The organism is Ideonella flava (assembly GCF_051857595.1).
In the GTDB taxonomy this organism is placed as follows: Bacteria; Pseudomonadota; Gammaproteobacteria; order Burkholderiales; family Burkholderiaceae_C; genus Ideonella.
Genome location: NZ_JBPZHD010000008.1, coordinates 70,828 through 84,299 on the forward strand (window position 1 = coordinate 70,828; position 13,472 = coordinate 84,299).

Here is a 13,472-nt window from a genome sequence, read left to right on the forward strand (position 1 = left end):
ACATCCCCATGAACACGCCCCACAAGACACTCGCGGCGATCGCCGTCCTGGCCTGCGCCACCGCCAACGGATCAGCCTTCGCCGGCACTCAGTCCGTCGCATCGCCGCACGGTGATGCCGTCATCCGCATCGACGACGATGCCAGCCGGTTCTCGGTCCAATGGCGCTCCAACGCCGTCATTGCGGCCTCTCCGCTCGGCCTGGAACTCGACGGCGCGCCGGCCTTCGGCAGCCTGGCCCTCGAAAGCCGCGAGGACGTGGCGGTCGACCGCGCGATCCCGCTGATCGCGACCAAGGCGGCCAGCGCACGCGACCATTACCGCGGCGCGACGCTGACCTTCCGCGAGACCAGCGATCCCTCGCGAAAGCTCATCATCGACGTGCGGGCCTACGACGACGGCGTCGCGTTCCGCTATCGCATCGACGGCGCAGCACCGGTCAGCCTGAAAGGCGAGCGGACCGCCTTCGTGCTGCCCGGCGACCCTCAGTGCCTGCCGAGCCGCGTCAATGGTTCGCACGAAATGCCGTTCGAGAGCCTGCGCGTCTCGCAACTGGCCGCCGACACCGCCTACGACGTGCCACTGGTCTGCACGGCGGCGTCCGGCCGGGTGTCCTTCGCGATCACCCAGGCCCACCTGCAGGGCTACGCCGGCGCTTCGCTGAGCCGCGAAGGCCAGGCGCTGCGGATGCGACTGTCCCCGGTGCCGAACCGGCCCGGACCGGCTTACGTCTCCAGCGGCGGCCTGCGCACCGCCTGGCGCGTGGTGATGCTCGGCGAGCGGGCGGGCGACATGATCGCCTCGAACCTCGTAGGCAACCTCAACCCGCCGCCCGAGGGCGACTTCAGCTGGGTCGTGCCGGGCAAGGCGGCCTGGGACTGGTGGTCCGGCCCGCTCGAAGGTGTCAGGCCCGACACCGCGGCCTATCGCCGATTCGTCGACTTCGCTGCCGCCAGCGGCCTGCGGTACTACATGATCGACGCCGGCTGGTCCTGGGGCGCCGGCCCCTGCTGCGATGCCCGGCCGGAGACCGACGTGACGCGAGCCGCCGAGGGCATCGACATGCCCGCCCTGGTGCGCTATGCCGCCGACAAGGGCGTCGGCCTGCTGCTGTGGGTCCATTGGCAGCACATCGCCCCCCGCATGGACGAAGTGCTGGACACCTACGCCCGCTGGGGCATCAAGGGCGTCAAGGTCGATTTCATGGACCGCGACGACCAGGAGATGGTCGGCTTCTACGAGCGCCTGGCGGCGGCCACTGCCAAGCGCCATCTGCTGCTCGACCTGCACGGCGCCTACGTGCCGGCCGGGCTGCAGCGCAGCTACCCCAACTTCATCACCCAGGAAGGCGTGATGGGGGCGGAGTGGAACAAGATGGACAAGCGCATCACGCCGCAGCACAACCTCATGCTGCCGTACACGCGCATGCTGGCCGGTCCGATGGACTACACCCCGGGCGGCTTCCGCAACGGCACGCCCGCCTCTTTCGAGATCCGCGCGCAGATGCCGGTGACGCAGACCACGCGCGGGCAGGCCCTGGCGATGTACGTGGTCTACGACAGCCCGCTGCAGATGGTCTCCGACGATCCGACCGCCTACCGTGACGAGGCCGGCTTCGATTTCATCCGCCGCGTGCCCACGTCCTGGGACGAGACGCGCTTCCTCTCCGGCGAGCCCGGGCGCGACATCGTGCTGGCCAGGCGCCAGGGACGCACCTGGTATCTCGGCGCCATGACGGCCGACGAACCGCGCACCGGGCGTGTACCCCTTCGCTTCCTGCCTGCCGGGAAGTACCGCGCCACCGTCTGGCAGGACGGCGACACGCCGCGCACCCTGGTGCGCAGCGAGCGCACGGTGACGCGCAGCGATGTGCTGGTCCTGAAGCAGGCCGCGGCAGGCGGCGCCGCCGTGATCCTGGAGCCGGCCCTCTGACCGCACGACCGGGCTTGACCCGGTCGGCCCGTCGAAGAACAGAGCAGGCACCGAGCCCCGGGCACCGCGCGCTCGCCGGCTCGACGACGACAGTCAATGATGGACGCCGGCCGGCTGCGACAACCGCGGGCGCACCCAGCGCACCAGGGTTTCGAAAAGCTCGTCCACATGGATGGGCTTGGCGACGTGGTCGTTCATGCCGGCCGCGATGACCTTCTCGCGGTCGCCCGCCATCGCGTTGGCGGTCATCGCGATCACGGGAAGGTCCTTCAGGCCAGGGCGCTGGCGCAGGGCCCGCGTGGCCTCGTAGCCGTCCATCACCGGCATCTGGCAATCCATCAGGACGGCATCGAAGCTCTCGCGCTCCAGCGCGCCGAGCGCCTCGCGGCCGTCCGCAGCCACGGTGACGACGATGCCGGCGCCGTCCAGCAGGTCGCACGCCAGCTCCTGGTTGATGGTGTTGTCCTCGACGAGCAGGATGCGCGCCCCGGCCAGGCTCGCCTGGCGTGTCTGCAACAGCTCCTGCCGCTGCTCGCTGCGGCCGGCATACGCGGCCGGCCGGCCAAGGGCGCCGAGGCAGGCGTCCAGCAACGCTGATGGCGTGACCGGCTTGGTCAGCAATGCGGCCACCTGCAGGTGGCGGCCGTGCAGCTCGCGCTCGGCCAGATCTCGACTGAAGGCGGTGATCATCAACACCGTCGGCTGGCCATGGTGGCCACCGGTTTGCGCCAGCCGCGCCAGGCACTCGATGCCGTCCATGCCCGGCATGCGCCAGTCCAGCAGGACCAGCCTGAACGGTCGGGCAGCGGCATCGGCGCGGGCCACCGCCGCCAGCGCGGCCTGTCCGTCACCCGCCGATTCAGCCTCGAAGCCGAGCGATTCGGCCAGGGCGCACAGCAGCTCGCGGGTCGGCGGGTGGTCGTCGACGACGAGCAGGCGCGTGCCCCGCAGCTCGCCGGCCTCGGGCACCGGATGCGTTCCGGCCTGCAGGCGGAAGGGCAAGGTGAAGTGGAAGCAGCTGCCACGGCCGGGCTCGCTTTCCACCCCGATCTCGCCGCCCATGCTCTGGACGAGGTGCCGGCAGATCGCGAGCCCCAGCCCGGTGCCGCCGTAGCGCCGGCTGGTCGAAGCGTCGGCCTGGGTGAAAGGCTGGAACAGGCGCTCGCGCGACTCGGCCGTCATGCCGATGCCGCTGTCGCGCACCTCGAAGCGCAGCGTCACGCGCTCGGCCGTGCGCTCGACCGGCCGCACGGCCACCATCACCTCGCCGCGTTCGGTGAACTTGACCGCGTTGTTGACGAGATTCAGCAGGATCTGGCCCAGGCGGGACGGGTCGCCCATCAGGTCGCCGGGCAGGTCGGGCGGCAGCGCGAACAGCAGCTCCAGCCCCTTCTCCTCGACGCGCATGCCCACCAGGTTGGCGAGCTGGTCCAGCACGTCGCCCAGCTGGAACGCGACGGTCTCGATCTCCAGCTTGCCGGCCTCGATCTTCGAGAAATCCAGGATGTCGTTGATGACGCCCAGCAGCGACTCGGCGGCGCCGTGGACCTTTTCGACGTAGTTGCGCTGGCGTGCGTCCAGTCCGCCCTGCAGCGCGAGGTAGGACATGCCCAGGATGGCGTTCATCGGGGTGCGGATCTCGTGGCTCATGTTGGCCAGGAATTCGCTCTTGGCACGGGTGGCCACCTCGGCGGCGTGCTGGGCCCTTTCCAGTTGCTCGGTGCGTTCGCTCACGCGCCGCTCCAGCGTGTCCGCGAGCTCCCGGACCTCGGCTCGCGAGCGCCGCAGCCGCAGGAGCAGGTACAGCGTGCCGCCCAGCGCAGCGATGCTGCCCGCCAGCACGGAACCCAGCCACCACTGCTGCAGCTCGCGCTGGCGCAACTCGGTGGCTTGCAGCTCGCTGCGGCGCTGCAGCTCCGCCAGCTCGCGCCGGCGTGCCTCGTCCCGCCTGCGCTGGGCCGCCTCGAGCAGGCGCTCGGCGCTGCGCTCGGTGCTTGCCTTGGCTTGCATGTCGGCCGCCTCTATCGCCAACCGGTAGGCTCGCTCGCGGTTGCCGGCCAATGCCGTCAGCTCGGCCAGCCGGCGTGCGGCCATCGCCTGGAACAGCGGCTCGCCGAGCGTGAGCGACTCAGCGTAGGCCTCTTCCGCCGCGGACAGCGCAGCCGCCGGGTGTTGCAGCGCCTGCTCGATGCGGCTGCGCTGCTGCGCCATGTGGAAGGCGCTGGCGCGCAGCTGGGTGGCCGCACCGATGGCCCGCGCGCGGTGGTTCTCGGCCAGCGCCTCCTCCAGCCGCCCCTGCTTCAGCAACTGCTCGGCATGGTTGCCCACGGCGACCGAAAGATTCACCGGCGTGCCCACCTGCGTGAAGATCGCCAGGGTCTGGCCGATGAGACGCTCGCCCTCTTCGTGGTCGCCGCGCCTGTGGGCTTCGTTCGACAGCCCCAGCAGGGCGAAAGCTTCCTGAAGCTTCGAGCCGGCCGCCACCGCCTGCTGGCGCATCTGCTGGAACTGTTGCACCGCCTCGGCATAGCGCTCGCTCTGCAGGTACGAGACCGCCAGCCCGTGGTGCGCGTACGCCATCACGAGCGGCTCGCCCGAGCGCTGGGCCGCGTCCATGGCTTGCAGGGCCATCGTGACCGATTCCTCGAGCCGGCCGGCGCGCCGGTACACGAGCGCGCCGCGGAACAGTGCTTCGCCGAGCAGGTCCGGCCGGTCGACGCCCTCCAGCACCGCGATGCTGTGGGAAGTGAACTCGACGAGGCGCTCGACGCGGTTCTGGTTCACCGCGCTCAGGCCGAGGTTCATGTCGGCCTGCGCCGTGCCGGCACGGTCGCCCGCGGCCGTGGCCTCCCGCAGGGCCTGCTCGGCGCGCGCGATGGCTTCGTCCGTATGCCCGAGATGGACCTCGATGCGCGCCAGCAGGTTCAGCGAGCGCACCCGGTCGACGGCGGGCGCGTCGGGCGGCAACTCCTCGTGCAGGCGCAGGGCCTGGGCATACGCGCCGGCGGCGTCGTTGTCGGCGAGCTTGCGCACCGCCGTCGCGCGCTGCCGCCAGTCGTCCATGGGTGCTGCCATGGCGGCCGCCATCAGCAGCGGCCATACCCAGACCAGCCTCCATCGAACGCTTGCGAGCGTCACATGCGCAGACTCACACCGAAGCCGATCTGGCGGTCGCCGCCCCGCCCAAGTCCGCGGACTTTGCGCACTGCCGAGCTTTCGAGGTCGCGACGGGTCGCCTCATGAGGAGATCTTGATCCGGCGTCCGGGCGCTGCGCATAGAGAGATGCCCTAACGCTTGACGGGACCCTTCGCCGGGACTGGCAGGCGCGGCCCGACGGCGGTTTGACGGCTCGCAAGTGGGGAACTCCCCGCTCTTTCCGGCGCTGCCTGCACACCCTAGACTGTCAAGCCTTGGTCGGCTGGAGCAACGGGTGCGTTCCCTCTTCCCACGGGCGAAGGCGCAGCGATGGCGCGAAGCGGGGGCCAGCGCGATGGCCTGCGCGGGGATGGGCGTCGCGGTCTGCTGCAGCGTCGCGCACGCCGGCCAGGACGTCGGCGACATGGACATCACCGAGCTGGTCAATGTCCGGCTCTCGCCCTTCGACGTCGCGTCCAACCTGGACCGCGGCTACAGGGCCTCCAACGCCGTCTCCGGCTCGCGCTTCGACGCCCCCATCCGCGAACTGCCCTTCGCCATCCAGGCCTTCAGCGAGGCCTTCATCGTCGACCAGAAGCCGGTGAACCTGTTCGACGTGGCACGCTACTCGCCCGGCGTCACCTACCGCAGCAACGACTTCAACGAAGGCAACGCCAACCTGGCGATCCGCGGCTTTGCGGTGAGCCAGCTGGCCGGCGCTCCGCAGGTGCTGCGCGATGGCCACAACGGGCCGTCGATCTTCGATTTCACCAACGTCTCGCGGGTCGAGGTGGTGAAAGGACCGTCCTCGTTCCTCTACGGCCAGGTCGCCCCGGGCGGCATCGTGAACGTCATCACCAAGAGCCCGCAAGCGCGCTTCTCCGGCATGGGCGAGCTCGGCTACGGCTCCTATGGCCAGTACCGGGCCCAGGCGGATGTCACCGGTCCGCTGACGAGCACGCTGCTGTTCCGCGTGGCCGCCTCGTACGACGAGGACATGCACTACTGGAAACCCTACGATGCCCACTCCAGCACCGTCGCCCCTTCGTTGCAGTGGAGGCCGGACGACCGCTTCAGCCTGTCGCTGAAATACGAGAACTTCCACAAGCTGGAGTCCCCGCAGGTCATGCAGAAGCCGGGCTACGGGCGGCAGAGTGGGGCCGTGCCGACACCGGGAGATCCGAATCGCGCCGGCGAGGACGTCCCCGGCCTGCCGGACGACTGGAACAGCATGGCCGACGTCGACTATCGCAGCAGCGACGCCCAGGGCGCCACGGCATGGGCCGACCTGCAGCTGGACGAGCACTGGAACCTGCGTACCCGCTACTCGCAGCAGCAGTACGTGATCGACATGCTGTTCTCCGGCAACCTCGGGATGGCGAATAACACGACCTTCCTGCAGGGCCGCCGCCTGCGGCAGCAGTACTACGAGAACCGCGATCGCACCTGGTCGGTCGACGCGGTCGGCAAGTACCAGTTCGCCGGCGCGAGCCTTCGCCTGCTGCTCGGTGCGCAGCAGGTGACGCGCCGCTTCGACCGTCGCGCCGGCCAGGCCCCCAACGATCCGGCGCTGGGCAGCGACCCGGTCGCCTCGCCGCTGCCGCTGTGGGACCTGCGCGACCCGTCCACCTGGAACCGTCAGGTGGACATTCCCCTGTCCGCGCTGACCGCTTCGCGATTCGATGTCAGCACCCGCAATGCCGACCGCTCCTTCTATGCCGGCAGCACCTTCGGCTTCTTCGACGACCGGCTGCTCGTGCTGGCCGGGCTACGCAGCACCTCCACCCGCACCGAATTCATCGACCGGCTGGCCGGATCGACCCAGCCGTTCTCATCGCGCAAGACCACGCCGCAGTACGGCATCCTGTACAAGCTGGCGCCCGGGATTTCGGCCTTCGCGTCCTACGCCGAGTCCTTCGTGCCAGGCCAGCAGATCCTGCGGCGGCCCGACGACACCTTGGCACCGGCGCAGCCGACCCAGGGCCATGGCTACGACTTCGGCCTGAAGGCGGATCTGCTGGACGGAAAGGTCTCCGGCACGCTGACCTTGTTCAACCTGCGCAACAGCAAGATCGTCAACGACCTCTCGACGACCAATGTCGACGGCTCGGTGTCCATCCGCAGCGTGCAAAGCGGCGAGCAGCGTTCGCGCGGCCTGGAGCTGGACGCCACGCTGCAGCCCACCCCAGACTGGCAGGTCTACCTGTCGTACAGCTACATGGACGCGCGCATCGTCGAGTTCAGCGGCCGCGACGCCGAAATCCTGGCCCAGGATCCGGCCACGCTGGATGCGGCCGGGCTGGCGAACTACAAGAACGCCTACCTGCTGCACGGCGCCAGGCTGCAGATGAGCGCGCCCCACATCGCCAACCTGTGGTTCCGGCACGACCTGGGCGACGGCCTGTACCTGGGCGGCGGCTTCAATTTCGTGAGGGACCAGACCCTGCTGCCCGACAGCCCGCCGTCCCTGCGCCAGACCTACACGCTGTGGAATGCGCTGGCCGGCTATTCGTGGACGAGCGGGGGCCGGCGGTTCAGCGCCGAGCTGATGGGCAAGAACCTGGGCGACGAGCACTACAGGCCCTCGCAAAGCACGCGGTCTCGGCCGCGCGAGGTGCTGGCCACGCTGAAGGTCTCGCTGTGACCAGGCCGGGGCGACGCAGCTCCGGTGGGGTCGGTGGGAGAGCACTCTGGCTGGCAGGGGCCTTGCTGCTGGTCGAGTGGCACCTGCCACGACTGGCGGCGGCGCAGGCCCCGGTGCAAGAGGCCCGCAGCAAGGTGGAGGCCGCTTTCCTGCGCAATTTCGCCCGCTATGTGTCCTGGCCGCCCCAGGCCTTCGAGGGCGATCGTTCGCCGTGGACGGTCTGCGTCCTGGGCGAAGACCCGTTCGGGGATGCGCTGCCCGAGGTGCTGCGCGGCCGCGTCGAGCAAGGCAGGCCCTTCGAGATCCGCCGCGCCGATGCGCTGGAGTCCTTGCCCGCCTGCCACATCCTGTTCGTCTCCATCGCCAACGCGGCACAGCGGCGCTCGGTTCTGCGCCGGGTGAAGGACATGCCGGTGCTCACGGTCGGCAACGCGTCGGAATTCCTGGCCGAAGGCGGCGTGATCCGGCTGCAGCCGGGCGAGCGCATGGAGATGAGCGTCAACCTCGACCAGGCCCGCAGCGCCTCCCTGGGCATTCCCACCAAGCTGCTCGAGGTCTCGCGCGACGTGGTGGAGAACGGCGTGCTGAGGAGGTTGCGGTGAGGTGGCTCTGGCCCAACGGCATCCGCGCCCGGATGGTGACGGTGCTGGTGGCGGGCGCCTTGCTGTCGCTGATGGCCGCCAGCGGCGGATTCCTGCTGGTGCAGCATTCCACGCTGGAGCAGCGTGTTCGCACGCTGATGCAGGCTCACGCCCAGTTGATCGCCGTGGGAGCCGAATCGGCCGTGGCCTTCGAGGATCCGGTGCGTGCGCAGGAGATCCTGGACCCGCTGCACGCCAACCAGCAGATCCAGCAGGCTCGCATCGTGCTGGGCAACGGTCGCGTGCTCGCCCGCTACGCCGCGAGCGGCGCTGTCTCGGCGCCCATGCCGGCCACCCTGGAGCAGGGCCTGAGCTTCGCCCCCGACGGCCAGCGGGCCTATTTCGGCCTTCAGCTCAATGATGGCGGCCGGCTGGACATGGCCATGAGCCTGGCGGAGCAGCAGCGCCAGACGCGCGACGCGCTGGTGGTGTTTGCCCTGTGCCTGGTGGCCGCGGGCATCGTGGTCACCGCCGGCGTGATGGTTGCCTTGCAGCAGGCGATCGTGAAGCCGATCTCGGCGCTCGCGGGGGTGGTCGATCGCGTGCGCGAAGGCGCCGACTATGCGCAACGGGTCCCCGTGACGGGCGCCGACGAGGTGGCCCGCCTCGGCCGGGCCTACAACGCGATGATGGACACGATCCGCGCCCGCGAGCAGGAGCTGAGGCGGCACCAGGAGAAACTGGAGAAGACGGTGCAACAGCGCACCGGCGAACTCCAGGCGGCGCGGGATTCCGCGGAGGCGGCCAACGAGGCCAAGAGCCAGTTCCTGGCCAACATGAGCCACGAGATCCGCACCCCGATGAACGCCATCATCGGCCTGTCCAGCCTGGCCCTGCGTGGCCCGCTGCAGCCGCGCGAACGCGACTACGTGCAGAAGGTCCAGGGCGCCGCCCACTCGCTGCTGGCCATCATCAACGACATCCTCGACTTCTCGAAGATCGAGGCCGGCAAGCTCGACATCGAGTCGGTGGAGTTCGACCTGCGCGACGCGCTGTCCGGCCTGGCCGACGTGATGGCGCTGAAGGCCCAGGAAAAAGGCCTGGAGCTGCTCTACGCCCAGCCGGAGGACCTGCCCGTCCACCTGGTGGGGGACCCGGCCCGCCTCGGCCAGGTGCTGCTCAACCTGTGCAACAACGCGGTCAAGTTCACCGAGCGCGGGGAGGTCGTCGTGTCGGTGGCGGTGGAAAGCTCCGATGCCGACAGCGTGCGCCTGCGCTTCGAAGTACGCGACACCGGCATCGGCATCACGCCCGAGCAGCAGTCGCGCCTGTTCCGCCCGTTCGAGCAGGCCGACTCGTCCACGAGCCGGCGCTACGGCGGCACCGGCCTGGGCCTGGCCATCAGCCACGCGCTGATCCGCATGATGGGGGGCACGCTGGAGCTGGAGAGCACACCGGGCCACGGCAGCCGCTTCCACTTCTCGATCACCTTCGGCCGCCGGCAGCTCGACGCCGTTCCCGCCAAGGGCACGCCATCCTCGCGGGCACGCGGGCTTCGCACGCTGGTGGTGGACGACAACGACGAGGCGCGCGGGCTGCTGGTCGAGATGCTGCAGCGCATGGACACGCAGCCGGACGCGGCCGCCGGCGGCTCCGAGGCGCTCGCCAAGGTCTCCCTCGCCGAGGCGGCCGGCAATCCCTACGGCCTGCTGATCCTCGACTGGCGTATGCCCGGCATGGACGGCCTGGAATGCCTGCAGGCGCTGGCAGGCCGCACGCCCCCGGGCGCACAGGCGCCGACCGTCCTGATGCTCACCGCCTTCGACCGCGACGAGGCCGTGCGACGGCTGGAGGAGCATCGCCTGGCTGTGGCCAGCGTGTTGACCAAACCGGTGACCCCCTCCACGCTTCACGACGCCTGCAATGTCGCCCTGGGAGCGACCACCATCTCGAGATCCAGGGCTTCACGGCGCCACGGCGCGATGGTCGAGAACCAGGCCCGGCTCAAGGGCGCGCGTGTCCTCCTGGTCGAGGACAACGAGGTCAACTGCGAAGTGGCACAGGAGCTGCTCGGGCAGGCGGGCATCGTGGTGACGATCGCACGCGACGGCCGAGAGGCCCTGCAGACCCTGGAGCGCGAATCCTTCGACGGCGTGCTGATGGATTGCCAGATGCCGTCCATGGACGGTTTCGAGGCGACGCGGCGGGTGCGCGAGAACCCCGCCTGGAAGGACCTGCCGGTGATCGCCATGACCGCCAATGCGATGGTCGGGGACCGCGAAAAGGCGCTGGCCGCCGGCATGAACGACCACATCGCCAAGCCGATCGACGTGAACCACATGTTCGCCACCCTGGCGCGCTGGGTTCGCCCGACGGCGGCTTCCAGCACATAGGGCTGCGGCGACCGTCAGGATCGCGTGGGGATGCGGCCGCACCGGCGCATTCGACGCGTCTTGTATTGGTGTCAAGTGTTCAGGGGTGACCCAAGGCGCCCGCTCCTTGGCCCGGGGGATGAATCGAGTGCAACAAGTCGCAAGACAGTGGGTGCATCAATGTTTCGTGATGATTGGAAGCGCCTGGCTGCCTATAAAAGTCGAGCACGGCGTACGGGACCCGTGCACGACCAACGGTGAACTGGATAACCTGCTCGATGACAGCCCAACACGATCCGCAGCCCAACCTCACACGGCGGGCCCTCGCCGCCAGCCTCGGCCTGCTGCCGGCCATGCCTCTGCTGGCCGGCACTCCTGCGCCACAGGGGCCCACGGGCCCAGGGGCCCTGACGACCGGCGTCTTCCGCCACTCGGGGCTGCTGCTCACCGACAACGATGCCGCCCGTATCCGCGCGCACATCAAGGCTGGCCAGCAACCCTGGACGGACTGGTGGAACAAGCTGCGCGCTGATCCCTCTGCCCGCTTGGGCGTCCAGCCCTCCCCGCGGGAGGGCGCCTACCGGGCCGACCACGGCGCGGACCGGTTGTACGGCGACATCTGGCGCGCCTGGTCGCTGGCACTGTGCTGGAAGCTGTCCGACCCGCAGGACAGCCGCTATGCCGACGATGCGGTGGCGACCCTGGACGCCTGGGGCCGCACCCTGAAGGAGGTCGGAACGGTTCCTCCCGGATCGACCTCCCATGATGACCACACCTACATCCTCCTGGCCGGCATACAGGGCCACCAGTTGGCGCAGATCGGCGAGATCATGCGCTCCTACCCGGGTTGGTCGCAGGAGAGCCAGACGCAATTCAAGGCGATGCTGCTGAACGTCTTCGCGAAGATCTCGTCAGGCTGGCTCACCGACATGACGGACAAGGGCTGGGGCCTGTGGTCCCACGCCAACTGGCACCTGGCCTCGATGGTCGGCACCATGGCCATCGGCGTGTTCTGCGACAGGCACGACCTGTACCGGCAGGCCTGCGACTACTACGCGGCGAACAACCGCGGCGAGCGCAAGATGTTCGGCAACGGCTCCATCGTGCATGGCGTCTATTTCATGCACCCGGGACACCTCGGGCAGTGGCAGGAGAGCGGCCGCGACCAGGGCCACTCGACACTGGGCATGTCGCTCGGGGGTGATTTCCTGGAGATCGCGTGGAACCAGGGCGACGACCTCTACGGCCTGTACAACAACCGCTTCCTCGCGGCGGCGGAGTACGTGGCGCGCTCCAACCTGCTGGACGAGAACGGCAAAACCTATGCGCTGCCCTTCTCGCCGCAGGATGATGCATCGCGGCCCCACGCGAACATCTGGACCCAGGTGAACCAGTCGTTCCAGCACGGGCGCAACGCCTGGGAGCCGATCTACAACCACTATGTGAACCGCATGGGGCTGGCGGCGCCGAACGTCGCGCGCATGGTGCCGTTGTGCGAGCCGAAGTTCGGGGGCAGCACCGACGACGTCTGGTGGCCGACGCTGATCCATCGCCGCCCCAGCTATTCCGGCCCGATGAAGCCGGCGTCCGGGCTCACCGCCAACGTGCGCGATGGCAAGGCCGTGCTGTCCTGGTGGGGAAGCGTCGGGGCCGGCTCTTACGTGGTCAGCCGGGGTGGCGGCGCCAACGGCCCCTTCAGTCCGCTGGCGACGGTCTCGGCCAGCGAACTGCTGACCTTCACCGACACCCCACCGAACGGCGTCTGGTTCTACCAAGTCACGGCCGTGAGCGGCGCCGGTGTGAGAGCCGGCTCCAACGTGGCTCGGGCCGCCGTGCCGGGCGAACCACGCTTCTCGATGCCGCTGAACGGCCGCAACAACACGGACATCTATGCCGCTCAGCGCAGCCCCTCGGGCGAGTGGAGCGTCGGCGCCGGCAGGCTGCTGAACGGCGCGACCTGGGGCGAAGGACGCCTGATGAACGACAAGGCCATCGCGTTCGACGGCCTGGCCTCAGCCGAGGGCAACACGGCGGGGGTGAAACTGCCGGCGGGGATCTTCAGCGAGCTGGACGACTTCACCGTGTCGCTGTGGGCCTACGCGAACGCGCTGCGCTGGGACAGCGCCCTTTTCTACGCCGGTCACGACGGCTTCTCCGGCATGGCGATCTCGCCGCAGGCCGGCAGGGGGGGGATGCGCTTCGCGATCTTCGGCGCGGGGGGCGACGACTGCCAGTCCGTGGAAACCTCCAGCGCCATGCCCACCCGGCGCTGGGTCCACGTGGCGTTCACCTTGCGCGGCACCACCGGGCGGCTCTATGTCGACGGCATGGAGGCAGGGAGCTCCGACAGCATCTTCCTGTCGCCGCGCCAGGTGGGCGACCAGTTGGCCTTCCTGGGGCGCAACTGGGGCCACCCGTCGTTCAACGGCCGCATCCAGGACTTCCGCGTCTACGCGGGGGCGCTGAGCGCTTCCGAGGTGGCGGCACTGGCCAAGTGAGGACGGCACGGCGGCGCATGCGTGGCGCCGCGGGGCGCTTGCGTGGCGCCGCGGGGCGCATGCGTCGTTCGACGGCCGCGTCCAGAGGTTCCGTGTCGCGGCCGTGGCGCTGAGCGCCGAGGCGGTCGCAGCACTGGCGAAATGATGTGATGGCGGATCCGGCGGCGCCGGATCCGCGGGTGTGCCTGAGTCGGGGCTGGCCGATGGTCAGGCCGGGCCTGATCAGCAAGCCCGTCGCCTGCCCCGAAGGCATGCGAGCCGGGCGCCTGGCATGGCGGCCCATGGCGCCGCATGAAGCCGCCCCATGCAT

6 protein-coding genes are annotated in these 13,472 nt (G+C 69.6%); 5 read left to right on the forward strand and 1 reads right to left on the reverse strand.

Going from position 1 to position 13,472, the window contains the following annotated elements; genetic code table 11:
• The first annotated feature begins 8 nt into the window (after positions 1 to 8).
• The gene (locus tag ACS5PM_RS18160) at positions 9 to 1,931 is read left to right on the forward strand and encodes a glycoside hydrolase family 97 protein (RefSeq protein WP_439389082.1); all 1,923 of its coding nucleotides are present in this window, start codon (positions 9 to 11) and stop codon (positions 1,929 to 1,931) included.
• A 93-nt stretch (positions 1,932 to 2,024) separates the two neighbouring features.
• Here ACS5PM_RS18160 and ACS5PM_RS18165 read toward each other — a convergent pair whose 3' ends face one another.
• On the reverse strand, positions 2,025 to 5,006 hold the full coding sequence (locus ACS5PM_RS18165; protein WP_439389083.1) for a response regulator: 2,982 nt from the start codon (positions 5,004 to 5,006) through the stop codon (positions 2,025 to 2,027).
• A gap of 356 nt (positions 5,007 to 5,362) precedes the next feature.
• Here ACS5PM_RS18165 and ACS5PM_RS18170 point away from each other — a divergent pair, with 356 nt between their 5' ends.
• From ACS5PM_RS18170 to ACS5PM_RS18185, 4 genes are all read left to right on the forward strand, one after another.
• On the forward strand, positions 5,363 to 7,711 hold the full coding sequence (locus tag ACS5PM_RS18170; RefSeq protein ID WP_439389084.1) for a TonB-dependent siderophore receptor: 2,349 nt from the start codon (positions 5,363 to 5,365) through the stop codon (positions 7,709 to 7,711).
• Between the two features lie 62 nt (positions 7,712 to 7,773).
• A complete protein-coding gene (locus tag ACS5PM_RS18175) occupies positions 7,774 to 8,313 on the forward strand; it encodes a YfiR family protein (RefSeq protein WP_439389085.1) in 540 nt (179 codons plus the stop codon).
• Positions 8,310 to 10,685: a response regulator gene (locus ACS5PM_RS18180; RefSeq protein WP_439389086.1), complete on the forward strand. Its 2,376-nt coding sequence runs from the start codon at positions 8,310 to 8,312 to the stop codon at positions 10,683 to 10,685. Before ACS5PM_RS18175 ends, ACS5PM_RS18180 begins: the two co-directional genes overlap by 4 nt.
• Before the next feature lie 257 nt (positions 10,686 to 10,942).
• Positions 10,943 to 13,162, forward strand: a complete 2,220-nt coding sequence (locus tag ACS5PM_RS18185) for a LamG-like jellyroll fold domain-containing protein (RefSeq protein ID WP_439389087.1) — start codon at positions 10,943 to 10,945, stop codon at positions 13,160 to 13,162.
• The last annotated feature ends 310 nt before the right edge of the window (positions 13,163 to 13,472 follow it).

Bases quoted from the DNA above. Each gene is read 5' to 3' on its own strand.
- ACS5PM_RS18160 (WP_439389082.1), top strand. From the start codon at position 9: ATGAACACGCCCCACAAGACACTCGCGGCGATCGCCGTCCTGGCCTGC.
- ACS5PM_RS18165 (WP_439389083.1), bottom strand. From the start codon at position 5,006: ATGGCAGCACCCATGGACGACTGGCGGCAGCGCGCGACGGCGGTGCGC.
- ACS5PM_RS18185 (WP_439389087.1), top strand. From the start codon at position 10,943: ATGACAGCCCAACACGATCCGCAGCCCAACCTCACACGGCGGGCCCTC.